27 protein-coding genes are annotated in these 26,309 nt (G+C 70.8%); 11 read left to right on the top strand and 16 right to left on the bottom strand.

Features of this window, described 5'->3' with window-relative positions; all coding sequences use genetic code 11:
* Window positions 1–9 precede the first annotated feature (9 nt).
* Together ACYQ77_RS09275 and ACYQ77_RS09270 are read right to left on the bottom strand one after the other, a co-directional pair.
* Complete coding sequence (locus ACYQ77_RS09275; RefSeq protein ID WP_459709413.1) at window positions 10–651, bottom strand: response regulator; 642 nt, start codon at window positions 649–651, stop codon at window positions 10–12.
* The gene (locus tag ACYQ77_RS09270; RefSeq protein ID WP_459709411.1) at window positions 651–1,835 is read right to left on the bottom strand and encodes a sensor histidine kinase; all 1,185 of its coding nucleotides are present in this window, start codon (window positions 1,833–1,835) and stop codon (window positions 651–653) included. The genes ACYQ77_RS09275 and ACYQ77_RS09270 overlap by 1 nt, the downstream gene beginning before the upstream one ends.
* A 134-nt stretch (window positions 1,836–1,969) precedes the next feature.
* Between ACYQ77_RS09270 and ACYQ77_RS09265 the strand changes: the two genes are divergently transcribed.
* Entirely contained in the window at window positions 1,970–2,539 is a 570-nt protein-coding gene (locus ACYQ77_RS09265) for a hypothetical protein (RefSeq protein ID WP_459709409.1), read from the top strand.
* The gene (locus ACYQ77_RS09260) at window positions 2,536–2,742 is read left to right on the top strand and encodes a hypothetical protein (RefSeq protein WP_459709407.1); all 207 of its coding nucleotides are present in this window, start codon (window positions 2,536–2,538) and stop codon (window positions 2,740–2,742) included. The genes ACYQ77_RS09265 and ACYQ77_RS09260 overlap by 4 nt, the downstream gene beginning before the upstream one ends.
* Here ACYQ77_RS09260 and ACYQ77_RS09255 read toward each other — a convergent pair whose 3' ends face one another.
* Entirely contained in the window at window positions 2,743–3,498 is a 756-nt protein-coding gene (locus ACYQ77_RS09255) for a DeoR/GlpR family DNA-binding transcription regulator (RefSeq protein WP_459709405.1), read from the bottom strand.
* 57 nt (window positions 3,499–3,555) lie between these two features.
* Here ACYQ77_RS09255 and ACYQ77_RS09250 point away from each other — a divergent pair, with 57 nt between their 5' ends.
* Window positions 3,556–4,755 carry an MFS transporter gene (locus ACYQ77_RS09250; protein ID WP_459709768.1) on the top strand — a complete coding sequence of 400 codons (1,200 nt, stop codon included), beginning with the start codon at window positions 3,556–3,558 and terminating at the stop codon, window positions 4,753–4,755.
* Here ACYQ77_RS09250 and ACYQ77_RS09245 read toward each other — a convergent pair.
* The 7 genes from ACYQ77_RS09245 to ACYQ77_RS09215 all read right to left on the bottom strand — a co-directional run bounded on the left by ACYQ77_RS09245 (window position 4,670) and on the right by ACYQ77_RS09215 (window position 11,544).
* Complete coding sequence (locus ACYQ77_RS09245; protein WP_459709404.1) at window positions 4,670–5,434, bottom strand: enoyl-CoA hydratase-related protein; 765 nt, start codon at window positions 5,432–5,434, stop codon at window positions 4,670–4,672. The genes ACYQ77_RS09250 and ACYQ77_RS09245 overlap by 86 nt on opposite strands.
* Before the next feature lie 9 nt (window positions 5,435–5,443).
* Entirely contained in the window at window positions 5,444–6,208 is a 765-nt protein-coding gene (gene ehuA / locus ACYQ77_RS09240; protein WP_459709401.1) for an ectoine/hydroxyectoine ABC transporter ATP-binding protein EhuA, read from the bottom strand.
* Between the two features lie 7 nt (window positions 6,209–6,215).
* Complete coding sequence (gene ehuD / locus ACYQ77_RS09235) at window positions 6,216–6,881, bottom strand: ectoine/hydroxyectoine ABC transporter permease subunit EhuD (protein ID WP_459709399.1); 666 nt, start codon at window positions 6,879–6,881, stop codon at window positions 6,216–6,218.
* The gene (gene ehuC, locus ACYQ77_RS09230; RefSeq protein ID WP_459709397.1) at window positions 6,878–7,603 is read right to left on the bottom strand and encodes an ectoine/hydroxyectoine ABC transporter permease subunit EhuC; all 726 of its coding nucleotides are present in this window, start codon (window positions 7,601–7,603) and stop codon (window positions 6,878–6,880) included. Before ehuC ends, ehuD begins: the two co-directional genes overlap by 4 nt.
* Window positions 7,604–7,610: 7 nt before the next feature.
* Window positions 7,611–8,516: an ectoine/hydroxyectoine ABC transporter substrate-binding protein EhuB gene (ehuB, locus tag ACYQ77_RS09225; RefSeq protein WP_459709395.1), complete on the bottom strand. Its 906-nt coding sequence runs from the start codon at window positions 8,514–8,516 to the stop codon at window positions 7,611–7,613.
* A 147-nt stretch (window positions 8,517–8,663) separates the two neighbouring features.
* A complete protein-coding gene (locus tag ACYQ77_RS09220; RefSeq protein ID WP_459709393.1) occupies window positions 8,664–9,521 on the bottom strand; it encodes a transporter substrate-binding domain-containing protein in 858 nt (285 codons plus the stop codon).
* Between the two features lie 10 nt (window positions 9,522–9,531).
* Window positions 9,532–11,544, bottom strand: a complete 2,013-nt coding sequence (locus ACYQ77_RS09215; RefSeq protein WP_459709391.1) for a methylmalonyl-CoA mutase family protein — start codon at window positions 11,542–11,544, stop codon at window positions 9,532–9,534.
* Between the two features lie 75 nt (window positions 11,545–11,619).
* On the opposite strand from ACYQ77_RS09215, the gene ACYQ77_RS09210 reads away from it, so the two are divergent.
* The gene (locus ACYQ77_RS09210) at window positions 11,620–11,961 is read left to right on the top strand and encodes a hypothetical protein (RefSeq protein ID WP_459709389.1); all 342 of its coding nucleotides are present in this window, start codon (window positions 11,620–11,622) and stop codon (window positions 11,959–11,961) included.
* 50 nt (window positions 11,962–12,011) lie between these two features.
* Here the strand turns inward: ACYQ77_RS09210 and ggt are convergent, their stop codons facing one another.
* The 3 genes from ggt to ACYQ77_RS09195 form a co-directional block, all read right to left on the bottom strand.
* Window positions 12,012–13,832, bottom strand: coding sequence for a gamma-glutamyltransferase (gene ggt, locus ACYQ77_RS09205; protein WP_459709388.1), 1,821 nt, complete (start codon window positions 13,830–13,832; stop codon window positions 12,012–12,014).
* A 71-nt stretch (window positions 13,833–13,903) separates the two neighbouring features.
* The gene (locus tag ACYQ77_RS09200) at window positions 13,904–14,548 is read right to left on the bottom strand and encodes a response regulator transcription factor (protein WP_459709386.1); all 645 of its coding nucleotides are present in this window, start codon (window positions 14,546–14,548) and stop codon (window positions 13,904–13,906) included.
* Window positions 14,549–16,053: 1,505 nt separating this feature from the next.
* Window positions 16,054–17,220 (bottom strand): sensor histidine kinase, encoded by a 1,167-nt coding sequence (locus tag ACYQ77_RS09195; RefSeq protein ID WP_459709384.1) that lies wholly within the window; start codon window positions 17,218–17,220, stop codon window positions 16,054–16,056.
* Between the two features lie 160 nt (window positions 17,221–17,380).
* Between ACYQ77_RS09195 and ACYQ77_RS09190 the strand changes: the two genes are divergently transcribed.
* Window positions 17,381–18,028, top strand: a complete 648-nt coding sequence (locus ACYQ77_RS09190; protein ID WP_459709382.1) for a DedA family protein — start codon at window positions 17,381–17,383, stop codon at window positions 18,026–18,028.
* A gap of 61 nt (window positions 18,029–18,089) precedes the next feature.
* On the opposite strand, the gene murA is transcribed toward ACYQ77_RS09190, so the two are convergent.
* Entirely contained in the window at window positions 18,090–19,364 is a 1,275-nt protein-coding gene (murA, locus tag ACYQ77_RS09185) for a UDP-N-acetylglucosamine 1-carboxyvinyltransferase (protein ID WP_459709380.1), read from the bottom strand.
* 101 nt (window positions 19,365–19,465) lie between these two features.
* Here murA and ACYQ77_RS09180 point away from each other — a divergent pair, with 101 nt between their 5' ends.
* The 4 genes from ACYQ77_RS09180 to ACYQ77_RS09165 all read left to right on the top strand — a co-directional run bounded on the left by ACYQ77_RS09180 (window position 19,466) and on the right by ACYQ77_RS09165 (window position 22,663).
* Window positions 19,466–20,113, top strand: a complete 648-nt coding sequence (locus tag ACYQ77_RS09180) for a hypothetical protein (protein WP_459709378.1) — start codon at window positions 19,466–19,468, stop codon at window positions 20,111–20,113.
* Window positions 20,114–20,194: 81 nt separating this feature from the next.
* On the top strand, window positions 20,195–21,151 hold the full coding sequence (locus ACYQ77_RS09175) for a zinc-binding dehydrogenase (RefSeq protein ID WP_459709377.1): 957 nt from the start codon (window positions 20,195–20,197) through the stop codon (window positions 21,149–21,151).
* A 54-nt stretch (window positions 21,152–21,205) separates the two neighbouring features.
* The gene (locus ACYQ77_RS09170; RefSeq protein WP_459709375.1) at window positions 21,206–21,778 is read left to right on the top strand and encodes a cob(I)yrinic acid a,c-diamide adenosyltransferase; all 573 of its coding nucleotides are present in this window, start codon (window positions 21,206–21,208) and stop codon (window positions 21,776–21,778) included.
* 51 nt (window positions 21,779–21,829) lie between these two features.
* Window positions 21,830–22,663 carry a DUF1206 domain-containing protein gene (locus ACYQ77_RS09165; protein WP_459709373.1) on the top strand — a complete coding sequence of 278 codons (834 nt, stop codon included), beginning with the start codon at window positions 21,830–21,832 and terminating at the stop codon, window positions 22,661–22,663.
* Here the strand turns inward: ACYQ77_RS09165 and ACYQ77_RS09160 are convergent.
* Both ACYQ77_RS09160 and ACYQ77_RS09155 read right to left on the bottom strand, forming a co-directional pair.
* Entirely contained in the window at window positions 22,660–23,094 is a 435-nt protein-coding gene (locus ACYQ77_RS09160; RefSeq protein WP_459709371.1) for a DUF2550 domain-containing protein, read from the bottom strand. The two genes, ACYQ77_RS09165 and ACYQ77_RS09160, sit on opposite strands and share 4 nt — an antisense overlap.
* Before the next feature lie 24 nt (window positions 23,095–23,118).
* Window positions 23,119–23,475 (bottom strand): F0F1 ATP synthase subunit epsilon, encoded by a 357-nt coding sequence (locus ACYQ77_RS09155; RefSeq protein WP_459709766.1) that lies wholly within the window; start codon window positions 23,473–23,475, stop codon window positions 23,119–23,121.
* A gap of 124 nt (window positions 23,476–23,599) precedes the next feature.
* Between ACYQ77_RS09155 and ACYQ77_RS09150 the strand changes: the two genes are divergently transcribed.
* Window positions 23,600–24,118 (top strand): SigE family RNA polymerase sigma factor, encoded by a 519-nt coding sequence (locus ACYQ77_RS09150; protein WP_459709370.1) that lies wholly within the window; start codon window positions 23,600–23,602, stop codon window positions 24,116–24,118.
* Window positions 24,115–25,443: a hypothetical protein gene (locus ACYQ77_RS09145; protein WP_459709368.1), complete on the top strand. Its 1,329-nt coding sequence runs from the start codon at window positions 24,115–24,117 to the stop codon at window positions 25,441–25,443. The genes ACYQ77_RS09150 and ACYQ77_RS09145 overlap by 4 nt, the downstream gene beginning before the upstream one ends.
* Window positions 25,444–26,309: the final 866 nt, after the last annotated feature.

Genomic DNA, 26,309 nt, shown 5'->3' with positions numbered 1-26,309 from the left:
CGAAGCAGGCTAGCCGACCAGCCCCGCGTCCTTCGCGAGCACCGCCGCCTGCACGCGGGACCGCAGGTCGAGCTTGGTGAGCACCCGCGACACGTGCGTCTTGACCGTCGCCTCCCCGACCCCGAGCCGCCGGGCGATCTGCTGGTTCGACAGGCCCTCGCCGAGGCACACGAGGACGTCGTGTTCGCGCTGGGTCAGGTCGTCCAGGCCCGCTGGGCGGGTGACCGCGGGTTGTGCGGACGCGAACGCGGCCATCAACCTCCGGGTGACACTCGGTTCTATGACGCCGTCACCGGCGGCGACCAGGCGCACGGACTCGATCAGGCGCGGCGCGTCCACCGACTTCAGCAGGAAACCGGCGGCGCCGGCACGGATCGCGCCGTAGACGTACTCGTCCATGTCGAACGTGGTCAGCACGATCACCTGCGCGGTGCCCGCCTCGATGACCTGCCTGGTCGCGGTCAGCCCGTCGGTGCCGGGCATCCGCACGTCCATCAGCACCACGTCCGGGCGCAGCGCCGCCGCCTTGCGCACCGCCGCCGCGCCGTCCTCCGCCTCCGCGACGACCTCGATGTCCCGCGCGCCGTCGAGGATCATCGTCAGCCCCGCGCGGATGGCCGCGTGGTCGTCGGCGATCAGCACCCTGATCATCACGTCTCCTCAGCGGGCAGCTCCGCCCGTACCCGCCACTGCCGCTCGTGCGGCCCGGCCTCCAGCACACCACCGACCGCCTCGGCCCGCTCGCGCATGTTCAGCAGCCCGCGCCCACCCGGTGTCTCCACAGTGGACAACGTGCGGTCGTTCACCACCTCGACGACCAGCACGGCGTCGCGCCGGTCGACGGTCACCGACGCCGTCGATCCCGGCGCGTGCTTGACCACGTTGGTCAGCGCCTCCTGCACGATCCGGTACGCCGACAGGTCCACCGCCACCGGCAGGGTGTCGTCCACATCGGTCGACGCGGACACCGACAACCCGGCCGCCCGCGCGGACTCCAGCAGCTGCGCGATGTCCCGCAGCCGGGCGGGCGCCGTGTGCTCCACACCGGACTCCTCGGACCGCAGCAGGTGGATCATCGCGCGCATCTCGGTCAGCGACTGGACGCTGTTCTCCCGCACGGACTTCAGCACCCGCCGCATGGCCGCCGTGTCACCGTCCACCATGGACAGCGCGGCCGCGGACTGGATCGCGATCGCCGACAGGTGCCCGGCGATCACGTCGTGCAGGTCGCGGGCCATCCGCGCGCGTTCGTCGCGCACGGCCGCGTCCCGGTCCAGCTCGGCGATCCGCGCGACCTGGTCGGCACGCGCCCGCTCGGCCGCGGCCGCGTCCCGGTGCTGGCGCACGTTCATGCCCCACCACACCGGGATCAGCAGGATGCCACCCACCTGCAGCACCAGCACGACGACGCCCCGCAGATCCCGCCCCGACACGATCGACAGGACCGCGAGCCCCAGCACGACGACACCGGTGCTCCACACGACGACGCGGCTCGTGCGCCGTGTCCCGTACAGCACGGCGGCGAACAGCAGGTCGGTGACCACCAGGAGCGTCGGCAGGGCGACGTCGTAGGACAGCTCGGCGCCGGCCAGGCAGAGCGCGATCACCAACCCGATGCCGGGTGCACGGGTGCGCAACAACTCGGTACCGCACAGGACCGCGAACGGCAGCAGCCGCAGTGGGTCGTCCGACGTGAGCCCGCCGGGTCCCAGGCTGACGAGCACCGGCAGCCCCGACGCCAGGATCACGCTGCCGACGGCGAACTGCAGCACGGCCACGAGCACCGACATGCGCGGCTCCGCCCACGCGCGCACCCGCTCCACCGTCGCGTTCACGGGTCCCATCACAGCACACGCGCGCACGCGCGGGCGTCCGCACAAGGATGGCGCCGAGGGTCCCCCGAAGTGATGACCCGGTCTGCCCCGCCTTGCCGACGACACGACGACGCGCGCCCGGCACGGTGGAGGGCATGGAGGACGTCAGCCCCATGGCGATCGCGATCGTCGCCTGCGAGATCGGGTTCTGGGTCGTGCTGGCCGCCGGGCTCGTCGCCCGTTACGTGCTGAAGTGGCGGCGGACGAGCGTGGTGCTGCTGATCGGCACACCGCTGCTCGACGTGGCGCTGCTGGCGTTCACGGTCGTGGACCTGCGCGGTGGCGGCGAGGCGACGGCGGTGCACGGGCTCGGCGCGGCCTACCTCGGGTTCAGCGTCGCGTTCGGGCACAGCATGATCCGGTGGGCCGACCAGCGCGTCGCGCACCGGTTCGCGGGCGGGCCGCCGCCGGTGAAGCCGCCGAAGAACGGGCCGGCGCGGGTGCGGTACGAGTGGCGCGAGTGGGGCAAGTGCCTCGCGGCGGTGGGGATCGCGTGCGCGGCGATGGCGTTGCTGTCCTTCGTGGTCGCCTCACCGGCGCAGACGGAGGCACTGTGGGCGCCGGGCGGCTGGATGACGCGCCTCGGGATCGTCGTCGCCATCTGGCTGGCCGTGGGTCCGGTGTGGACCGTGCTGCAGAACACGACCACGAGGGGGTACCGATGAGGTGGTTCACGGAGGCGGTCGGGATCGTGCTGTGCGTCCAGGGGGTCGGTGGCGCGATCAACGCGCTGACGGACGGTGGGCGCAGCTGGTTCCTGGTCCGGTACGTGGTGCCCGACGGCGCGCAGGTGCCCGTCGCGGTGGGGATCGCGCTACTGGGGGTGCTGGTGCTCGCGGCGGGGTCCCGCAAGCGCCAGGACGTGTGATCACACCTGCCGGACCACCACGCCCGCCGCTTCGAGGGCCGCGACCTCGGCGGCGGGCGCCCCGGTGTCGGTGACCACGACGTCCAGTTCGGACACCGGCGTGACGACGGCCAGCGCGGTGCGGGCGAACTTCGACGAGTCGGCCACCGCGATCACCCGGCTCGCCGAGCGCATGGCGGCCCGCTTCACCGCGGCGTCGGCCAGGTCGTGCCCGGTCACGCCGTGCGCGGCGGTCAGCCCGCAGCACCCGAGGACGGCCGTGTCGAACCGCAGCGACGCGAGCGACGCCTCGGTCAGCGGACCGGTGAGCGCCAGCTCCCCCGGCCGGGGCGCGCCGCCGGGGAACAGCAGGGTGAGCGACGGAGCGCCCACGAGCGCTTTCATGGCGTGCAACGACAGCGGCACGACGGTCATCCGCCGGTCGCGCAGTGCGCGGGCCACCGCGACGCACGTGGTCCCGCTGTCCAGCACGACCGACTCGCCGTCCGCGAGCAGCGCCGCGACCTCGGCGGCGATCCGCTGCTTGGCCTCGACGTCCTCGGTCACCCGCAACGCGTACGGCGGCTCCTCGCCCCGCAGCAGCAGGCTGCGCGCGCCGCCCCGGTAGCGCTCGAGCACGCCCTGTGCGGCGAGCACCTCCAGGTCACGCCGGATGGTCATCTCGGACGCGCCGGTCAACGCGGCCAGCCCGGCCACGCTCATCTCCCCCGCGTCCCGGGTCGCCTCGACGATCAGTCGCAGTCGTTCCGTGCTCACGAACACAACAATAGTGCGTAGCGCGGTCGAACGAACATCGGTTATGTTCGAATAGTGATGCGGCGTGCTCGGGCAGCGACCTTTGCCTTCTTCGGCCTCAACGGCTTCGTCATCGGCATGTGGGTGGTCCACATCCCGGTGATCGAGCAGCGGGCCGGGGTCGGCCACGCCACGTTCGGCCTGCTCCTGCTGCTGCTCGGTGGCGGCGCGTTCGCCGGCATGCAGGTCGCGGGCCCGCTGACGGACCGGTTCGGCCCGCACCGCGTGGTGCCGCTGTCGGCGGTCCTGTGCACGACCGCGCTGATCCTGCCCGGCCTCGCCACCGACGGGGTCGCGCTGGGCGCGGCGCTCCTGGCGCTCGGCCTGGGCAACGGGTGTCTCGACGTCAGCATGAACGCGCACGCGGTCGAGGTGGAACACGCCTACGGGCGCACGATCATGTCCGCGTTCCACGCCGTGTGGTCGGTCGGCGGCTTCCTCGCCGCGCTCGCCGGCGCGCGCACGCTGACCTGGGGCTGGTCGCCGGTGACCACGTTCGCCGCGTCCACCGGCCTCACGCTCGTCGTCGCCGCGGCCGCCACCCCGGCGCTCATGCGCAAGGCGCCCAAGCCCGTCGAGGAGGGCCCGCAGCAGCGGAGGCGGACCCCGGCCCGGATCTGGTGGCTCGCCGTCATCGCGTTCCTGCTGATGCTGGCCGAGGGCGTCGCGAACGACTGGAGCGTGCTGCACCTGAGCACGGTCCTGGACGCGCCGGAGGCGACCGCCGCGTTCGCGTACGGCTGCTTCGCGGCCGCCATGACCATCGGCCGCCTCCTCACCGACCCGGTGTCGCAGCGGTTCGGCCCGAGGGCGATCGTCCGCTACGGCTCGGTGATCGCGACCGCCGGCATCCTGACCGCGTCGCTGACCTCGTCGATCCCGGTCGCGCTCGTGGGGTGGACGCTGTTCGGGATCGGCCTGTCCGGGGCGGTGCCGCAGCTGTTCAGCGCGGCGGGCCACGCCGACCGCGACAACGCGGGCGCGAACGTCTCCCGGGTCGCCGGGCTCGGCTACCTCGGCATCCTCGCGGGCCCGGCCGTGATCGGCCCGATGACCCACCTGATGCCGCTCAACCACACGTTCCTGCTGATCGCGGTGTTCTGCGTGGTCGCGGTGGCCGCGGCCGGGATCCTCAGTCCGGCCAGTCCGGCTTCCGCTTCTCCAGGAACGCCGCCATCCCCTCCCGGGCACCGGGAAGCTGCGACGCGGCGGCCATGACCTCGACCGCGATCGCGTACGCGTCGGCCTCCGGCCGGTCCAGCTGGGCGTAGACCGTCTGTTTGCCGAGCGCCTTGCTGGCCCGGCTGCCGCGGGTGGCCTTCGCGAGCAGGTCGTCGACGGCCGCGTCAAGCTCGTCGTCGGGGACGACCCTGTTGACCAGGCCCCACTCGAGCGCGGTCGGCGCGTCGATGACGTCGCCGGTCAGCACCATCTCCATCAGCCGCTTGCGGCCGATGGTGCGGGCCACCGGCACCGCGGGCGTGTGGCAGAACCAGCCGCCCTTGCCGCCGGGCAGCGCGAACCCGGCCGACTCGGCGGCCACCGCGAGGTCGCAGGACGCGACGAGCTGGCACCCGGCGGCGGTCGCCAGCCCGTGCACGCGCGCGATCACCACCTGCGGCACCGACTCGATCGTCTTCATCAGCCCGGTGCACAGCTGCAGCAGGTCACGCACCCCGACGAGGTCGCGGGACGCGACGTCGCCGAAGTCGTGCCCGGCCGAGAAGACCGGGCCCTCGCCCGCGAGGACGATGCCCGTCGCGGCCGAGTCACCGGCGTCCTCGAACGCGCTGAGCAGCTCGGACAGGTGCTCGTAGGACAAGGAGTTGCGCCGCGACGGCCGGTTCATGGTGATCCGGACCGTGTCACCGTCGTCCTTGACCGTGATGTGCTCCATGCCCCGAGCCTAGCCCCGCTCCAGCACCGCGCTGAGGAACTCACGCGTCCGCTCGTGGTCGGGCTCGCTGAACAGCTTGTCCGGTGCCGCGTCCTCCACGACCTGCCCGTTGTCGAACATCATCACCCGGTCGGACACGTCCCGCGCGAACCCCATCTCGTGGGTGACGCACAGGAACGTGATGTCCGTGGTGTTCGCGATGTCCTTCAGCAGCGCGAGCACGCCGGCGACCAGCTCCGGGTCCAGCGCCGAGGTGACCTCGTCGAGCAGCAGCACGTCCGGCCGCATGGCGAGCGCCCGCGCGATCGCGACCCGCTGCTGCTGCCCGCCGGACAGCTGCGTCGGGTGCGCGTCCACCTTGTCCGACAGTCCGACCAGGTCCAGCAGTTCCCGCGCCCGCTCCTCCGCCTCGGCCCGGGACAGCCCCAGCGAGCGGATCGGCGCCTCGGTGAGGTTCTGCAGCACCTTCATGTTGGGGAACAGGTTGAACTGCTGGAACACCATGCCGATGCGCTTGCGCACCTGGCGCTGGTGCTTCTCGTCGGCGGGCACGAGCCGGCCGCCGCGGCGCATGTGCGTGAGGCACTCGCCGTCGACGTGGATCCTCCCGCCGCTCACCTGCTCCAAGGTCATGAGCAGCCGCAGGATCGTCGTCTTGCCCGACCCGCTCGGCCCGATCAGCGTGACGAACTCCCCCGGCGCGACGGTGAAGTTCAGCCCGTCGAGGACGACGTGGTCGCCGAACCGCTTGACCACGTCCTCGAACCGGATCATGAAGTCCTCAGTGGACGGTTCCGACACGACGCTCCAACCATCGAACGAGTAGGGATGCCGAGTAGCTCAGCACGAGGAACAGCAGGCCCGCGGTGGTGATCGGCTCGACGAACCGGTAGGTCTCCGACCCCGCCTCGCGTGCCGCGCCGACGATGTCCAGGACCCCGATCGCCAGCAGCAGCGGGGTCTCCTTCAGCATCGAGATCGTGTAGTTGCCGAGCGCGGGCAGCACGCGCGGGATGGCCTGCGGCAGGATCACCGCCCGCCACGTGCGTGCCTTCGGCAGGCTCAACGCGGTCGCCGCCTCCCACTGCCCCGGCGGCACGGCCTCGATGCCCGCCCGGTAGACCTCGGCCGCGTAGGTCGCGTAGTGCAGCCCGAGCGCGATCACGCCGGTCGTGAGCGGGTCGAACTTGATGCCGAAGTCCGGGAACACGAAGAACAGGAAGAAGATCTGCACGAGCAGCGGCGTGCTGCGGATGAACTCCACGACCGCCCACGTCACGCCGCGCACCACGCGGAACGGCGACCGGCGCAGCAACGCGAACACGAGCCCCAGCACGTACGCGATGACCGAGCCGTAGACGGTGGCCTGCACGGTGACGAGCAGACCGTTGCCCGCCACCTCCGGGAGGACCTCCCAGAAGTAGTCCCACTGCCAGACGTCGTTCACGGCGCCACCCCCGTCCTGGTGCTGAGCACCATGGACCGCAGGGTCCTCGCCCGCGCCGGCCTGCGGCCGACCAGTTTCCCGGCCCACCGCTCCAGCGCCCGCATCCCCGCCGTGATGAGAACGGCCAGCACCAGGTAGAAGAGCAGCACGATCGTCCAGATGAGCCACGCCTGGTCGATGTGCCGGTCGATCAGCACCTCACGTGCCTGGTAGGTCATCTCGTGCACGAAGATGATCGTCAACAGCGAGCTGCCCTTGAGCAGCTGGACGAAGAGGTTGTTGAACGGCGGCACCATCTCCACGAGTGCCTGCGGCAGGATCACCCGCCGCATCCGTTGTGCCCGCGTGAAGTTCAGCGCGACGGCGCCCTCGTACTGCTCCTTCGGCACCGACCGCACGGCCCCGCGGACGATCTCCGCGCCGTACGCGCCGAAGTTCAGTCCCAGCACGACAATGCCCGCGACCAGCGGGACGACGCGGTAGCCGACCAGCACCGGCAGCACGAAGTAGATCCACAGCAGTTGCACGAGTTCCGAGGTGCCCCGCCAGATCTCGACGTAGATCCGCGCGAGTACGCGCACCGTCCGCGACTTCGCCAGCATCGCGAGACCGAACACGAACGACAGCACGGTCGCGATGAGGATGCCGCCGACGGTCGCTTCGACCGTCAGCAGCACCCCCTCGGCGATCGTGCTGACGAACAACGAGAGGTTGTCGAACACGACGAACTCAGGCGCCCTCGCAGAGCTGGGCCGTGGTCAGGTCCTTCGGCGGCAGGTTGTCCTCCGTGAACCCGAACGGCTTGACGATCGCCAGCCACTCACCGGACTCGTGCAGCTTGTCCAGCTCGGCGTTGAACGCCTCGACCAGGTCGGTCTCGCCCTTGCGGAACACGAAACCACCGGCCTGGACCTGGTCCTTGCCGTCGACCACCGGCACGAAGCCGTCGGTCACCTCGAACGGCGCACCGGAGTTCTGCTTGAGCAGCTCCTTGAGCGAGATGTCCGTGAGCGCCCCGCAGTAGGCGCGGTTGTCCTGCAGCGCCTGGAAAAGCTCCGGCTGGCCGTCGTAGGGCTGGATGTTGCCGTCCTCGATGCCGGTCGCCTTCGCCACGCTCTGCTCGATCGTGCCGGACAGCACGGCGATCTTCAGGCCCTTGGCCTTCACGTCCTCGAAGTTCTTGACGCCCTCCGGATTGCCCTTCGGCACCATGAACGCGGTGGGCGTCACGTAGTCCACATTGGAGAACTCGGCGTTCTGGCAGCGGTCCGGCTTGATCGCCATGCCCGCGGCCACCATGTCGAAGTCCCCGGCGTTCAGCGCGGGGATCAGCTGTCCGAACTCGACCTGCGTCGCCTCGACCGTGTCCACGCCCATCGCCTTGAACACCGCCCTGGCGACTTCCGGCGCCTCACCGGTGACCTTGCCGCCTTCGGAATAGCCATAGGGGACCTCGCCGGCGATGCCGACCTTGATGGTCTTGGCTTCCTTGATTCTCTGCAGGGTCCCGCCCGCACCGGAACCGCCCTGCGGGACCTCGGAACAGGCCGTCAGCAGTGCGGGACCGCCGATGACGGCGGTGCCGGCGACCGCGCCGAACCTGAAGAAGTCGCGTCGTGTCCAGTTGTTCGCCATCGTTCCAAACCTCACTACGTTCGCTCGGCGTGATCGCGTCTCGATGGCAATTCAACGTAGGGGGCGAGATCAGGACTGGTCAAAGATCCACGTAAGATCGCCGGAGTCCGTTAGGCAACCGAAACATAGGTCCGGTAACGCTCCGGGCTAGCGCGCGCAGGCCCGGTCGCCGACGCGGTCCGTGTCCGGGATGTTGCTCTCGGTGAATCCGAAGGGTGCCGCGATCCGCAACCAGTCACCGCTGTCGTGCATTCGGGTGAGCACCTGGTCGAACGCGTCACGCAGCCCCGAGTCGTCGCCCTTGCGGAAGCCGAAGCCGTAGCGGGGCGACCCGCTCTCCGGCTCGAACGGTGGCCGCAGTTCCAGCCCGGTCACGCGGGTGAGCATGTCACGCAGGGTGATGTCGTCGTAGGCGGCGCAGTCGATCTTCCCGGCCGTGACGGCCGCCAGCAGCTCGTCGGCGGTCGGGAAGAGCTGGACGCCCGTCACGCCCGCCTCGTCGGCCGTGGTCACCTCGAGCGAGCCGGCGACGATCCCGAGCCGCGCCTTCTTCGCCACCACCTCGGTGTACGTGGTGATCCCCTTCGGGTTGCCCGCCGGGACGACCAGCGCGGTCAGCGACACGTGGTCGGGCACGGTGAAGTCCAGTGTCGCGCAGTTGCGGGCCCGGATGGACAGTCCGCCCACGACGTCGACCTGGGCCGCCTCCACCGCGGGCAGGACCGCGTCGTACGGCAGCACCACGACCGTCAGCTCGCTGCCGAGCTCGTCGCAGATCGCGCGCACGACCTCGACGACCTCACCGGTCAGCTCGCCTGCGTCGTCCGTGTAGGCGTACGGGCGGTACTGGGTGACGCCCAGCCGCACCGTGCCGGGCGCCGTCGCCGACGGCGGCAGCGTCGTCGCCGCGACCGGCGTGCCGCCGAACCTGGTGGTGCAGCCGGTCAGCGCGGCGGCGCCGAGCACCACGCCCGCGCGCAGGAGGTCACGTCGTCGGATTCCCACGCACCGCAGGCTAGTCCAGCCCGTGCGCCGACCTGATCACATCGACGATCTCGTTCATGATCTGGGTCAGCTCGTAGTCCTTCGGCGTGAACACCCTGGCGATGCCGCGTTCGGTCAGCTGCCGCGCGTCGGCCGGGGGCACGATGCCGCCCACCACCACGGGGACGTCGGCGGCACCCGCGTCCCGCAGCCCGTCGACGACGTCCGGCACCACCGCGAGGTGCGAGCCGGACAGGATCGACAGGCCCACCACGTGCACGCCCTCCTGCACCGCGGCGGCCACGATCTCCGCCGGGGTGAGGCGGATGCCCTGGTAGACGACCTCGAACCCGACGTCGCGGGCGCGGACCGCGATCTGCTCGGCGCCGTTGGAGTGCCCGTCGAGCCCCGGCTTGCCGACCAGCATGCGCAGCCTGCCGCCGAGTTCCTCGCCGGTCCTGCGCACCCGTTCCCGCACGGCGGCCAGCTCGCCGGCGCCGTCACCGCCCGAGGACGCCCCGGAGACGCCGGTCGGGGCGCGGTACTCGCCGAACACCTCGCGCAGCGCGCCTGCCCACTCCCCCGTCGTCACCCCGGCCTTCGCGCACGCGAGGGTCGCCTCCATGAGGTTCGCGTCGGTGCGGGCGGCGGCGGTCAGCAGCTCCAGCGCCTTGTCCACTTCGGACTGGTTGCGGCTCTCCCGCCACCGCTTGATGGCCTCGACGGCCTCCTGCTCGACCTCGGGCTTGATCGTCTCGATGGCGCCCTCGCCCTCGAGCGGGCTCGGTTCGGTGTTCTCGAACCTGTTGACGCCGACGACGATCTCCTCGCCCGCCTCGATGCGGCGGCGGCGCTCGGCGAGCGAGGCGACGAGCTGGGTCTTCATGTACCCGCTCTCGACGGCCGCGACCGCGCCGCCCATCTCCTGCACCCGCTCGATCTCGGCCTTCGCCCCGGCGACGATCTCGTCCACCTTCGCCTTGATCACGGGCGAGCCGTCGAAGATGTCCTCGTACTCCAGCAGGTCCGTCTCGTACGCCAGCACCTGCTGCATGCGCAGCGCCCACTGCTGGTCCCACGGCGTCGGCAGGCCGAGCGCCTCGTTCCACGCCGGCAGCTGGATCGCGCGGGCGCGTGCGTTGCGGGACAGGGAGACCGCGAGCATCTCCAGCACGATGCGCTGCACGTTGTTCTCCGGCTGCGCCTCGGTCAGCCCGAGCGAGTTGACCTGCACGCCGTAGCGGAAGCGGCGGTGCTTCGGGTTCGCCACGCCGTAGCGGTCGCGCGTGATCTCGTCCCACAGCTGGGCGAGCGCACGCATCTTGCACATCTCCTCGACGAACCGGACACCCGCGTTGACGAAGAAGGAGATGCGCGCGACGACGTCCCCCATCTTCTCCTGCGGCACCTGCCCGGAGTCGCGGACGGCGTCGAGCACGGCGATGGCCGTGCACATCGCGTAGGCGACCTCCTGGACCGGGGTCGCGCCCGCCTCCTGCAGGTGGTAGCTGCAGATGTTGGTGGGGTTCCACTTCGGCACGTTCGCGACGGTCCACGCCACCATGTCGGTGATCAGGCGCAGGCTCGGCCCGGGCGGGAAGACGTACGTGCCGCGGGACAGGTACTCCTTGATGATGTCGTTCTGGGTGGTGCCCGCGAGCTTCGCGACGACCTCGTGCCAGTCGGCGCCCTGCTCCTCGGCCTGCTCCTGCGCGAGGGTGACGTAGAGCGCGAACAGCCACATCGCGGTGGCGTTGATGGTCATCGAGGTGTTGGCCCCGGCGAGCGGGATGCCGTCGAACAGCTGCCGCATGTCGCCGATGTGGCTGATCGGCACGCCGACCTTGCCGACCTCGCCGCGCGCGAGCACGTGGTCGGGGTCGTACCCGGTCTGCGTGGGGAGGTCGAAGGCGACCGACAGGCCGGTCTGCCCCTTCTCCAGGTTGCGCCGGTAGAGCCGGTTGGACGCGGCGGCCGACGAGTGGCCTGCGTAGGTCCGCATCACCCACGGCCGGTCCCGCTCGGCGTCGGATGGGTACGGCATCTCCAACCACCTCCGTTGGCGCGGTTCACCCGAGCGTACTGGCCGGTAACCTGGTCGGCAGCCCGTGTGTGGTGAATGCCGCAGGAGCACCTGGTGCGGGCGCGCGGGCCGCGCGACAATGGACGGGTGTCCATGCTGCTGATCCTGCTGGTCGGCCTGTGCGTGATGGCGTTGTTCGCGGTCGTGCTGCGGTGGGCGTCGAGCCTGGACACGGACAAGGCGCACCGCAAGGACTACGGCCTGCTGCGCGAGGTGGCGAAGGTGCCGTCGTCGACGGCGGCCCGTGTGGTGGAGGAACGGCTGCAGAAGGCGGGCGTCCGCGCCACGACCGTCCCCGACCCGGAGGGCGAGGGGATGCGGATACTGGTCTTCCCGTCCGACCGCGAGGTCGCCATCCGGACACTGCTCGCGGACTGACCGGTCAGGTGGGGGTCCGGCCGGGTGGCCGGACCCCCACCTGATCCACGTCAGCCTGCCGGGTGGACGACCGCGGCCGCGCTGCCGCCCCGCCGGACGGGCTCACCCGCGGCGATGACCTTGCCGTGGCGGGTGAACTCGAGCCCGGACGCGACGCCGATGTCCGGGCTGATCTTGATCGACGGGTCGAGCGGGCTGGTGTCGCGGATCGCGAAGGTGTGGCCCAGCGCCTGCAGGCCTGCGGCCTCCGGCAGCTGCTGGAAGGCGGGTTCGACCTGCGTGGTGGCGGCGTTGCGCTGGGAGGCCCGCGGCGCGGCGATGGCCTCGGGCAGCGACATGCCGAAGTCGATCCGGTTCACGAGGATCTGCAGGACGGTGGTGATGATCGTGGCCCCGCCGGGCGAGCCGACCGCGAGGAACGGCTTGCCGTGCTTGAGGACGATCGTCGGCGACATGCTCGACCGCGGCCGCTTGCCGGGCGCGGCGAGGTTCGGGTCGGGCGCGTCACCCTGCGTGGGGGCGAAGTTGAAGTCGGTCAGCTCGTTGTTGAGCAGGAAGCCGCGGCCGGGGACGACGATCCCGCTGCCGCCGAGCTGCTCGATGGTGTTCGTGTAGGAGACGACGTTCCCCCACCGGTCGCTGACGACGAAGTGGTTGGTGTGGAAGCCCTGGTTGCCGTCGGGCGTGGCCGCGCTGTCGGGTGTGCACTGCCCGCCCGCGTGCACGTCACCGGGCGGCACGGCGCCGGGGGCGGCGGCGTCTGGGTCGATCTCGCAGGCACGCTGCTTGGCGAAGCGGTCGGACAGCAGTTCGCGCTGCGGGACGTCCACGTAGGCCGGGTCGCCGATGTAGCGCCCGCGGTCGGCGAACGCGAGCCTGCTGGCCTCCAGGTAGTGGTGGAGGGCCTGCGTGCGGTCCATGCGGGACAGCGGGAACCGTTCGAGGATGTTCAGCGACTCGCCGACGGTGATCCCGCCGCTGGAGGAGGGCGCCATCCCGTACACGTCGTACCCGCGGTAGCTGACGTGCGTCGGCTTGCGGTCGATGGTCCGGTAGCGGGCGAGGTCGTCGATGGTCATCAGCCCGGGCAGCGGGTCGATGGTGGCACCGGGCGCGACGGGCGGTTCCTGGACGGCGGCCACGATGTCCGCGCCGATGTCGCCGCCGTAGAGCGCGCGGGTGCCCTGGCGTGCGATCTGCCGGTAGGTGGCGGCGAGGTCGGGGTTGCGCAGGGTGGAGCCGACCTCGGGCAGCTGCCCGCCGGGGAGGAACAGCTCGGCGGTGGACCCGAACTGGCTGAAGCGCTTCTGGTTCTGCCGGGTCTGCTCCCGGAAGGTGGCGTCGACGGTGAACCCGCGCTCGGCGACGTCGATGGCGGGCTTGAGGTTGTCCCGCAGCGAGAAGCGACCCCACTTGTCGAGCGCCCGCTCCCAGGTGGCGAGCATGCCGGGCACCCCGACCCCGAGCCCACTGTTCACGGCGGTCGGGAACGCGTACGGCTGCCCGGTCGCCGGGTCGACGAACATCGTCGGGCCACCCGCTCGCGGCGTGGTCTCCCGCCCGTCGATGGTGGAGACCCGGTGGGTACGCGCGTCGTAGTAGACGAAGTACCCGCCACCCCCGAGCCCGGCGACGTACGGGTCGGTGACCCCGAGCGTCGCCGCGACGGCGACGGCCGCGTCGGCCGCGGTGCCGCCTCTCTTCAGGATGTCGATCCCGGCCCGGGTGGACTCGATCGTGTCGGAGACGACGGCCCCGCCGTACCCGGTGGCGACCGGCACCTTCCCAGGATCGGCGCCGGCCACCGGCGCGGTGACGAGCCCGGCGGTGAGCAGAAGACCAAGTGCCGGTACGAAGCGGCGGGTTCGCATGCGGACCCCTTCCGAGGTTGCCGTTCGAGGTGCCCCATGTTTCTTACCCGCAGGTGGGGTGGAGCACAACGTCAGGAGGCCAGGTAACGCAGAATCGCCAGCACCCGCCGGTGGTAGTCGGAGTCGCTGCTGATGTCGAGCTTGAGGAAGATCGAGTTGACGAACTTCTCCACCGCTGATCGCGACACGTGCATCCGCTTCCCGATCGCGCTGTTCGTGTGCCCCTCGGCCATCAGCGTGAGGACGACCAGTTCCCGCTCGCTGAGCGTCGTCAGCGGGTCCGCCTTGGCCGGCCGGGCGACCAGCCGCCGAACCACTTCCTCGTCGAAAGCGGCCCCGCCGGAAGCGACCCGCTCCAGCGCGTCGAGGAACTCCCCGACCTGCGTGACCCGGTCCTTCAGCAGGTAACCGACCCGGCCCTGGTCCCGCCCCAGCAACTGCCCGGCGTACCGCGTCTCCACGTACTGCGAAAGAACGAGGACCCCAACCCCCGGCCACCGCTCCTGAATAACCAACGCCGCGCGAAGCCCTTCGTCGGTGTTGGTAGGCGGCATCCGCACGTCGGTGACCACCACATCAGGCAACTCCCGCCCGGTGACCTCCACCAGCGCGTCCCCGTCCCCCACAGCACCGACGACCTCGTGCCCCTCCTCGGCAAGCAACCGGACCAGCCCTTCACGCAGAAGAGTCGAGTCCTCAGCGAGAACAACCCTCAAGACAACCCCTCACGCGATCCCACCGGCGAACTCCTCCTGAACCACTCAACAACCGCGTCCCTACAAGGCCAGCCAGAGTCAACCAGCCCATCCAGACCGGACCAGTCGGCTACTCGACTCACCACCGCCAGCCCGTCCCGCGCAACCCGGCGAGCCAGCCCAATCAAACAGCCGCCTTTCACTCACCTGACCGGGCCAATGCACCCCAGCCCGCTCAACTCACCAATCCGCAGCACCTCCCCGGCCAGCTGATCCAGCACAGCGGACGAGCCCCGCCTGCACCAGCCCAGCCTCAGCCCCGGCCTGGTCCGGCCGGACCAGGCCGGACCAGACCAAGCCGGACCAACCCAGTCAGAGCGACTCCGCGAGCGCAGCCGCACCCGAACCGCGCCAGCGAACCCCCAGCTGCCCCATCTCAGCCGCCAAGTGCCCGACCAAGGCTGTCCAACCGACCAGACCGAACTGACCCAACCCAGTCAAGCCAACCAGCCAAGCCCCACGCGGATGCCCATCCATCCGACGCGCCCGAGTCGCCTCAGGCCAGTGACTCAGGCACCCGCCTCAGCTGATCCCGCCAACCCCGGCTGGGCCAGCCAGTCCACCGGCAAGCCCAGCCAACCGAGGCAGCCCGGCCTGCCCAACCCAGCCCGCTCAGCCAAATCCGAAACCAGCTCGGCCAAACCCAGCCCACGCCCGGCTAGCACAAGCCAAACCAATCCCACCTAACCCAAGCGCGGCCAAACCAAGCGGAGCCCGCCAAACTCGGTCAAGCCAGCCGGCTACACCAAGCCACCCAGCCAAGTCCGGCAAACCAAGCCGAGCCAAGCCAGCGCAACCTGGCCACTCCGGCCCAGCTGATCCAGCCCAGGCAGCCCGCGGTTCAACCCAGCCGCCCCAGAGCAGCCATCCCAACCGGCCTGTCCACCCCGGCCCGGCTATCCAACTGAGCCTCGCCAACCGGCCCAGCCACGGCTGAACCAAGCCCGGCCCCAGCCAAGTCCGACCAAACCGAGGCCAGCCCAGCAAAATCGGCGCAACCGAGCCACTCTGACTCAGCCGATCCAGCACAGTCAGCCAACCGGCACAGCCCGGCTAAACCAAGCCCGGCCGCAGCGAAGCCCCGGCTAAACCGGACCTAACGAAGTCAAGCGGCGCAACCGTGCCAGTCCGGCTCAGCCGAGCCAGCGCAGGCCAACCCACCTGGCAACCCGAGCCCGACCAAGCCAGCCAACCCGAGCCCAGCCGAGTCCAGCCAACCCGAGCCCGGCCAAGCCAAGCCGGCTAACTCGAGCCCAGCCACGCCGAGTGCGCGCAACCGTGCTAGTCCGGCTAGCCAAGCCAGCCCAGGCAGCCTGCACGGCTCAACTCAGCCGACCCGGAGCAGCCATGCCAACCGGCTCGTAAGCCCGCGCCAGTCCGGCTTGGCCCAGCATCCAGCAGGGCCTCGCCAACCGGCACAGCCCGGCCAGCTCCAACCTGGACCGGCCCGGTTCGGCTCGCACGTGTCACACCGGGACAGGCACCAGCACTGGCAACCACGCTCGCACGACCGTCGGTCCGCCGAGCGGACTGTCCACAGTGAACAGACCGTCCGCCGCGGCTACTCTGCTGGCCAGGCCTGACAACCCGGATCCGCTCGGATCCGCGCCGCCGCGGCCGTTGTCCTGTACGGACACCACGATCCCGTTTTCCCCTGGCATGACCGCCATCTCGATCGCCGATGGCTCGCCGTGTTTCAGGGCGTTGGTGACCGCCTCCGAGGCCACGAAGTACGCGACCGTCTCCGTCGCCAGGTCCAGTCGTTCGGCCAGCCCGTACCGCAACCGCACCGGCACGCTCGACCGCTCGGCCACTCCTTCCAATGCCGTGTGCAACCCGCCCTCGTCCAACGCGGTCGGGTACACCCGCCACGTCACCTCACGCAGGTCACGCAACGCCTGTTGCGACTCCTCATGTGCCTGCCGCAGGAGTTCCTGGCCCCGTTCGGGGTCCGTCGCCCGCAGCGCCCTGCCCAGCAGGAGCCCCAGCGCCACCAGCCGCTGTTGCACGCCGTCGTGCAGGTCGCGCTCGATTCGCCTCCGTTCGTCGTTGATGGCCTCCACCACGCCGGCCCGGGTCGTGGCCAGCTGGGACACCCTCTTGCGCAGCAACTCCTCCTCGGTCGGCCCGAGGTAGTGGTTGGCGAGCGACCGCTCGAGGGTCGCAACGCCGATGAGCCCCCACACCGCCCCGAACATGAGGATGCTGCCCACCGCGATGATGGCGCCGATCTCGTACCAGGTGTTGCCGTCGTCGCCACCGCCGATGGACCGGCCGGTGACGACCTGCCAGCCCATGATCGCGGCGGACAACACACCGATGCCGATGAACAGGAGGATCGCCACCCCGGTCACGGCGACGGCCATCCGGCGGACCAGGTACGACTGGGTGCGCTGCCAGTTGGGCGACACGCATAAGAGGTCGTCGAAGTCGAGGTAGGCGACGAGCCTGCGGCGGTTGAGGTTGACGAGCCACGTGCCCATCGCCTCGATGCGCTCGCTGGCGGGGCGGACGGCGTGCACGGGCGTCACTATGAGAACGAAGAACAGCTCCACGTGCGCCGTGAGACCACCCAGCACGAGGCCCACCGTGCCCCGGAAGGCTCGGTGCAACTGGGTGGAGATGAAGCGCATGGGTCCAGGCTAGCGAGGCCGGGGCGATTGCGAACTGTGGTTGTCCACAATGTTTTACTGCGGACATCCACACACAAATCGGACGGATCTCCTCATAGCGCGCCCACAATCGACCACATAGCGTTGCGATCGTCCATCCCCGACCCGAAGGAGCCAATCGATGATCGTGGCAGCCGCCGACCAGCCAGGAGGTCTCGCCAGCCTGGCGGTGGACCTCATGGACAAGCTGGGCGGACCGGGCGCGGCGTTACTGGTCGGCATCGACAACATCTTCCCGCCGATGCCGAGCGAGCTCGTGCTGCCACTGGCCGGCTTCTCCGCGAGCCAGGGCACCATGAGCCTGTTCATGGCGCTGTTCTGGACAACTCTCGGCTCGGTGGTGGGCGCGGTCCTCACCTACTGGATCGGCGCGTGGCTCGGCCGCGACCGGGTCCGGGCCCTGATCATCCGCGCGCCGCTGATGAAACCGTCCGACTTCGACCGCACCGAGAAGTGGTTCCTCAAGCACGGCACGAAGGCGGTGTTCTTCGGCCGGATGGTGCCGCTGTTCCGCAGCCTCATCTCCTTACCGGCGGGCGTGGAACGCATGCCGATGTGGCAGTTCCTCTCCCTCACCACGCTGGGAAGCCTGATCTGGAACTCGGTCTTCGTCGTCGCCGGCTACCTGCTGGGCGCCAACTGGCAGGTCGTCGACGAGTACGCGGGCATCTTCCAGAAGGTCGTCATCGCGGCGATAGCGCTGGCGATCGTGGTCTTCGTCGTGGTCCGGGTCCGCGACCGCAAAAGAAGCAAGACCAATGCCGAATAACTCCAGCGCGCGGCCCTGCCGCGACGTGGCGCGGGGCCCGGCACCTGAACGGTGCCGGTGGTCAGTTGCGCTCCGGGTCGCCTGCCACGCGCCGGACGTCCGCGCCGAGCTTCACCAGGTTCTCCACCAGGCCCGGGTAACCCCGGTCGATGTGGAAGACGTCCCACACCTCGGTGACGCCGTCCGCGCACAGGCCGGCCAGCACCAGGCCGACACCCGCGCGGATGTCGGACGCCCACACCGGGGCGCTCGACAGGCGTTCCACCCCGCGCACGACGGCGTGGTGGCCGTCGGTGCGGGCGTCCGCGCCGAGGCGCACCATCTCCTCGATGAAGCGGAACCGGGCCTCGAACAGGTTCTCCGTGATCATCGAGGTGCCGTCGGCGATCGAGGTGAGAGCGATGGCGAACGGCTGCAGGTCGGTGGCGAAGCCCGGGTACGGCAGCGTCACGAAGTCGACGGCGGTGGGGCGGTCGTGCTGGACGACGCGGAACGACTTGTCGTCGATGATCGACACCTCGGCGCCCGCGGTGCGCAGCTTCTCCAGCACCAGGTCGAGGTGGTGGGGGTCGACGCCGCGAACGGTGACGTCACCCCGGGTCATCGCCGCGGCGAAGGCCCAGGTGGCGCCGACGATGCGGTCGCCGATCACGCGGTGTTCGGTGGGCTGGAGCGCGTCGACGCCGTGGACGGTGAGCGTAGACGTGCCGACGCCCTCGATCTTGCCGCCCATCTGCTGCAGCATGAGGCAGAGGTCGACGATCTCCGGCTCGCGCGCGGCGTTGTCGATCACCGTGGTGCCGTTGGCGAGCACGGCGGCCATCAGGATGTTCTCGGTGGCGCCGACGCTCGGGAAGTCCAGCCAGATCTGGGCGCCGTGCAGGCCCTCGGCCTCGGCGACGACACAGCCGTGCTCGATCTCGCTGCGGGCGCCGAGCTGGCGGAGGCCGTTCTGGTGCATGTCGAGCGGCCGCACGCCGATCGCGTCCCCGCCGGGCAGCGCGACCACGGCCCGCTTGCAGCGCCCGACCAGCGGCCCGAGGACGCACACCGAGGCGCGGAGCTTGCCCATGGCGGGCGAGTCAGCACGGTGGTTGAGGTCGGTGGGGGTGGTGATGGTGACCGTGTCCGTCTCGATGGTCACCTCGCAGCCGAGGCTGCGGAGCACCTCGGCCATCAACGGCACGTCCAGGATCTGCGGGCAGTTCGTGAGCGTTGTCGTGCCCTCGGCGAGCAACGCCGCCGCCATCAGCTTCAACACGCTGTTCTTGGCGCCGACCACGTCGACCTCACCGGCCAAGCGCGCGCCGCCATGTACCTGGAAGTGCTCTGTCACGAGCGCCCATCATGCCCCAGCCGCGCTCGGGGTCGCGCGCCACCCGGTGCTCGGTGTGGTTCGCTACCCTGCGGACCCGGTCGTCTACCAAGGGGTCGTCTGTGAGGTTCCTGTCGCGCTTCGCGAGCCCGGCCGGGTTCGTGCTGGTGCTGTTGTTGTTCTTCCTCCTGCCGTTCGTGTCGGCGTCCTGCGACGTCCCCGGCTACGGCGAGGCGGGAGCGACGTACACGGGCAGCCACCTCGTCAGCGGAACCGACCCCGAGGTGCCGGACGAGCTCAAGCGGCTCGCCGACGACCCCGAAAGCCCGACCGCGCTGTCCGACCCGCCGGATCCCGGCGTGCGGCTCCTCGCGATCGGTCTGGCCGTGCTCGCGGCCGCGGGGGTCCTCACCGCGCTGATCCCGCACCTGAAGGCGCGCCTGCTGACGGGCGGCGTGCTGGCGGCGGCCACGTTGGTGACGACCGTCGTGACGATGAGCGTCGCCAAGTCGAACCTGCAGGACGCGCTGCTTGACTGGGCCCGGCAGACCGGGGCGGCCGAGAGCCAGGACGGGGACCGGCTGCGGACCGCTGTGACCGAGGTGACGCACACCGAGGTCGGCTTCTGGCTGATGGTGGCCGTGCTGGCGCTGGTCACGCTGATGGCCACGACGCTCGGTCTGCTCGGTGACCGGCTGCAGGCGGCGATCACGGGCGGGGGCTCGGGTACTCGGCTGAGCGGTCTCCCGTTCGGCAGGTCGGACGAGTAACCGCGCACGACGCGCCGTGTCGCCGTTGACCTCCACATTGCTGGAGGTTGCACGCTGAGGTCCTACTGAGCGGAGGACTTGATGCGTGCAGTGTGGTTGCGGGAGTTCGGCGGACCCGAGGTGCTGACCGTCGGCGAGGCACCGGACCCGGTCGCGGGGCCGGCGCAGGTGGTGGTGGACGTCGAGTACGCCAACATCACGTTCGTCGAGACGCAGTTCCGGGCGAGCGGGAACGGGCCGTTCGCGGCGACGCTGCCGATGGTGCCCGGCAACGGGGTGGGCGGTGTGGTCGCTGCGGTCGGCGACGGCGTCGACACCGGGCTGCTCGGCACCCGTGTCGTCAGCAGCACCGGCGGCTCGGGCGGCTACGCGGAACGGGTGGCGGTCGACGCGGCCGCGCTGTTCCGGGTGCCTGCCGAGGTCCCGCTCGACGTGGCGGTGGCCCTGCTCGCGGACGGCAGGACGGCGACCATGATGACCCGCGCCGCCGAGGTCCGGCCGGGCGACCGGGTGTTGGTCGAGGCGGCCGCGGGTGGCGTCGGCAGCCTGATCGTGCAGCTGGCGAAGGCGGCGGGCGCGCAGGTCGTCGCCGCCGCGGGTGGCGCGCGGAAGGTCGCGGTGGCGACGGACCTCGGCGCGGACGTGGCCGTCGACTACACCGACGACGGGTGGCCGAAGCGGGTCCGCGACGCGGTGGGTGCGGTGGACGTGGTCTTCGACGGCGTCGGTGGCGACATCGGGCGCACGTCGTTCGACCTGCTCGACCGCGGCGGCCGGATGGTGAGCTTCGGCCTGGCGAGCGGCGCGTGGACCTCGATCTCCGAGGACGAGGCGGCTGCACGCGGGGTCACGCTCGTCCGTCCGGCAGCGACACCGGCGGAGCTGCGTGCCTGCACCGAGAGCGCCCTTGCGGAGGCCGCCGCGGGACGGCTGCACCCCGTCATCGGGCAGCGGTACCCGCTGGCGCGGGCAGCGGACGCCCACGCGGCGATCCAGTCCCGCGCCACGATCGGCAAGACCCTGTTGGAAACCCGCTGAACACCACAGCGGTCGCGAGAGGAGACGCGATGAGCCGCCGGTAGTGTGCCTGACATGGCCGTTCACATCACGCGCGTGTACACGAAGGTCGGCGACAACGGCACCACGGCGCTCGGGGACGGGCAGCGGGTGTCCAAAACCGACCCGCGGCTCGCGGCCTACGCCGACGTCGACGAGGCGAACGCGGCCATCGGGGTCGCCGTGGCGATGGGTGGGTTGTCCGACGAGCTGCTGGACGTGCTGCGGGCCGTGCAGAACGACCTCTTCGACGTCGGCGCCGACTTCTGCGCGCCCGTGGTGCCGGACCCGAAGTACCCGCCGTTGCGGATCACCGAGGAGTACGTCACCCGGCTGGAGGGCTGGTGCGACGAGTTCAACGGGCGGCTGGAGAAGCTGTCGTCGTTCATCCTGCCCGGCGGTACCGCGGGGGCGGCGCTGCTGCACGTCGCGCGCACGGTGACGCGGCGGGCCGAGCGCAGTGCGTGGGCGCTGGTCGAAGCGGACGGGGAACGGACCAACCTCCTCGCCGCCAAGTACCTCAACCGGCTCTCCGACCTGCTGTTCGTCCTCTCCCGGGTCGCCAACCCGGACGGGGACGTGCTGTGGCAGCCCGGTGGCGGACGCTGATTACTGCGAACGGACCGTTCGGGAGCCGCTGACCCGGGTAGTTCCCGGGGCATGGTTTCTATGTCCGCGCACCGCGCGAAGAACAACAAGGTGACGCAGGTGCTCGGGCGGGCCGGGATGGTCTGCTACGGGCTCGTGCACGTGATCGTGGCGTACCTCGCGGTGCGCGTGGCGTTCGGGGACACCGGAGAGCAGGCCGACCAGAAGGGCGCCGTCCAGGAGGTGGGATCCGGCACGTTCGGTGCGGTCGTCCTGTGGGTCCTGGCCGTCGGGCTCGTCGCCTACGGCATCTGGCAGGGCATGCAGGCCGCCATCGGGTACCACTGGATCACCAAGAAGAACAAGCGGACCCGACGACGTATCGGCGCCGCCGTGAAGGCCGTCATCGGGGTCGCGCTCGGCATCTACGCCTGGCGACTGGTGTCCGGCAGCGGGTCCAGCGGCTCGGGCGGCTCCGGCGGGTCCGGTGACCAGCAGCAGCAGGAGTTCACGGCGAAGCTGCTCTCGCTGCCCGCCGGGCAGGTGCTCGTCGGGATCGTGGCGGCGATCGTCATCGGCGTCGCGGTCGGGCAGGTCAGAAAGGGCATGAAGAAGTCGTTCCTCGACGACCTCGACATGCACGACCTGCCGCGCGGCACGCAGCAGTGGGTGCGCCGGCTCGGCGTCTTCGGCTACATCGCCAAGGGCGTGGTCATCGGCATCGTCGGCGTGCTGCTCGGCATCGCCGCGTTCCAGCACGACTCACAGCAGGCCGGCGGCCTGGACCGTGCACTCAAGACGCTGGCAGCGCAGCCGTTCGGGCCCGTGGCGCTGGTGGTGGTGGCGATCGGTCTCGCGGCGTTCGGCGTCTACTGCTTCGCCGCCGCACGCGCGCACAAGAGCTAGGACGCCCAGGGCAGGCGGCCGGGCGGGGCGGACTCCAGCCATGACAGGAAGCCGGTCAGCGCGTCGGGGCCCATGGCGATCTCCACCTCGGCCCCGCTGCCTGCCTCCCGGAAACGCAGGACGTGCGACGACGGCGGCATGCTGTACAGCTCCGGCCCCGACGGGTCCCGGCGGTCCGCGATCTCGAGCGCGCTGCGGCTGATCACCCGGTCGGGGCCCGGACGCAGGCTGAGCACGCGGAACCACACGAACTCGTCACCCTGGTAGCGCCCCACCCCGAGGTGCCAGCCCTTGCCGGAGTCGTCGAGCCGCGTGCGCAGCGCGGCGTGCACACCGCCGGACCGCAGCGCACGCAGGCGTCTGACCGTGAACCAGACGAGGACAACCGCGACAAGCAGGAGGACCGCTCCGACCACCACGGTGATGTCCACGGCCCGCCCCCGCTCGCCCGGCCGTCAGTCCCGCTGGCCCGCGGCGCGAAGGCGGCCCTGCGCTCTGGCGCGGACCTCCTCGTCGTCCGAGTTGAGGTCGGCCTGCGCGGCCGCCACGTCGATCTCGTCGGCGAGGTCGGCGGACTCCGCGAGGATGCGTACCGCCTCACCGGTCACGGAGAGGAACCCACCCTGGACGGCCGCGGTGACGGTCTCGCCGTCGGTCGTGCGCACCTTGACCACGCCACCCTCGATCAGCTGACCGAGCACGGGCTCGTGACCGGGCAGAATGCCGATCTCACCCTCGGTGGTCTGCGCCGAGACGAACGTGCCGGTACCCGACCACAGGCGTCGTTCCACGGCGACCAGCTGGACGGACATCTCGGCCACGCGGTACCTCCTTGTATGGGTCTTCGCACGAAGTCTAATTGGTCTGCTCTCAACCTCCCCAGCCAGGCTGGTGTCTGAACGGGGTGAGACGAGTCACCGATCAACTGGGGTGCACATGGACGAAGCCGACTTCACGGACTTCGTGACACATCGCAGCGCCGCGCTGCTGCGCACCGCGTTCCTTCTGTGCGGCGGCGACCGGGCGGCCGCGGAGGACCTGCTGCAGGACGTGCTCGAACGCGCCTTCCCGAAATGGCGGCGCATCAAGGGCCGGCCCGAGCCCTACCTGAGGGCCGCGCTCGCGAACACCGCCGCCAACCGCTGGCGGAGCCGGTCGCGGCGGGTGCGGGAGGTGCCGCTGCACGACGAGGCCCCTCCCCTGTCACCGGGTCCCGAGCACCAGGTCGTCGAGGAGGACCGGGTCGTGCGCGCACTGGACGCGCTGCCGCCCCGCATGCGGGCCGTGCTGGTACTGCGCTTCTTCGACGACATGACCGAGGCGGACGTCGCCACGGCGCTCCGCTGCAGCACCGGCACCGTCAAGAGCCAGACCTCGCGGGGCCTCGCCCGCCTGCGTGAGGTGCTCGACGACGCCGACCTCCCCGACCCGGTCCACGAGAGGACGACCACGTGAACACCACGGAACTGAGCGAGCACCTGCGCGGCGCGACCGCCGGGCTGGACGTGCCCCCGGCGTTCGCCGACGCCGTGCTGCGCGGCGGGCGCAGGCGACGCGCACGGCGCAGGCTGACCGTCGCCGTGTGTGTGGTCGCGGCGGTCGCCGTGGCCACGAGCGCGACGGTCGTGACGCTGCGGGACGACCCGGCCGTGCCGGTCGCCGACGCGCGACTGACCCAGCCCACCAAAGGCGACCTGGCCGGTGACCAGGCATTTCTCGACGAGGTGCGCCGCGCGTGGGAGCGGGACCTGCCGTCGGCGCCGGAGGCCAAGGACCGGTACTACGACGACGTGCGCGGCGAGCCCCACGTGTACTGGGCGGGCAACACCCCGGCGGGCCGGGCGGCGGTCGTGCTGCAGCCGGTGTACGTGCACCCGAACAGCCAGGTGACCGAGAAAGGTCAGCGGACCGCGGAGGGCCTGGTCGCTGTCGACCCCGGCGACGGGCGGCTCAAGCTCGTCAACACCCGGGTGATCGGCGTCGACGGACCCGGGCAGGCCAACTACTACATGTTCGGCCCGGACGACCGGACCGTGCTGGTGGTGGACCGCGGCAAGCCGCTCCACTACGACCCGGCCCCCGTCTACGACAAGTCGGCCAGGGTGATGCGGTTCGACTGGCAGCCGGTGAAGCCCGTGGACGGCGTCGCCATCCTGGCCGCCCCGGGCAGGACGGAGACGCAGGCGGCGCTCGTCTACGAGGGCGGCGACCCGCCCGCGCAGCTCGCCGTGACGCACATCCCCGTGTACCCGACCGTGGCGAGCATCTGGCTCCGGCTGCGGCTGCCCGACCCGACGTATCGCGTGCGGTCCTCGTTGCTGCCGTGGGGCCGCGTGCTGTGGCGGCTGGGCGAGCGGGTGGCGATGACGGACAGGGAGCTGGAGGGGATGTGGGGGTACTACCGCTTCTACCCGGCTGAGTACGCCACCGCGGTCAGCCTGTGGACGATCGGCGTGGGGCTCCCGGACGGTCGCGTCCTCGTCCTGAAGGAGAGTCAGAAGGACGGCACGAAGCCCCGGCTGGTCGGTCGGATGGTGCCGAAGGGGAACGATCCCAACGTGGTCAGGGTCGACGGTGGTGTCGTGGACCCGGACGCGATCCTGCCGATCCGGTTCCGCATCCCCGACGGCGGCGGCTGGGTCGTCGCGGACAAGGGCAAGGAGCTGAGCTACCGGACGTCGCCGGACGAGGAGTGGCGAGCCGTGGGACGGGACGCGGCGCTGCTGCCCGCGAACGCCACCGAGGTGCTGGTGGGCGACCACTTCGTGCGGCTGGGGTGAGACGGTGGGACGGCGCGCTCCTGGGCCTTGGGGCGCGCCGTTTCGCATCCGGGGTGGCCTCCGGCCCCCGAATTCCAGCGTACCGGCGGCCACCGACAGAACGTGGTGCCCGCGGCGGAGTTGTCCACAGGGTGCGGCTCGGGCTCCAGGGCCACCGTCCATCGGGACGGTCGCGGCATTCAGCCGTGGGGGGCGGCCTCCGGCCCCCGACATCCAGCTTAGCGGCGACCACCGACAAAGCCTGGCGCTCGTGGCCGAGTTGTCCACAGGCGACATGGTTGCGGACCACCGAGTTGCGGCCGACCACGCTCGTGATCGCCGGAGACGGCCTCTCGAGAATCAGCCACCGGCAGAACTTGGCTCTCTCGCCGGGGTTGTCCACAGCGGCAGCCCGCACCCACGACTGCGGCCCACCGGGACTGCGAGCAACCACACTCATGACCGCCGCAGGCGACGGCCTCCGGCCCCCGACAACCAGCCTAGCGGTCAGCACCGACAAAACCTGGGCCTCGCGCCGAGGTTGTCCACAGCCGCACCCCGCACCCACGACTGCGACCCACCGGCACTGCAAGCAACCACACTCATCACCGCCGCAGGCGATGGCCTCCGGCCCCCGACAACCAGCCTAACGGTCAGCACCGACAAAACCGGGGCGTCGTCGCGGAGTTGTCCACAGGCCAACGCCTCGGAGCCGCGCGCGGCACAGGGGGCGGCCTCCGGCCCCCGATATCCAGCCTAGGCTAGGGCCTATTTGGTGACATAATCGTGACCTGGGGGTACGCCAACGAGAACAGTACGAAGGACCTTCGGCCAGAGTCGATGCGGTTGATGGCGCGGTCGCCTTCGCGGATTCTGGTGGCCTATGA

The sequence above is a fragment of the Actinophytocola sp. KF-1 genome, assembly GCF_054661535.1.
The sequence above is the reverse complement of the archived record's forward strand: the minus strand, read 5'-3'. Positions and strand labels throughout refer to the sequence as shown.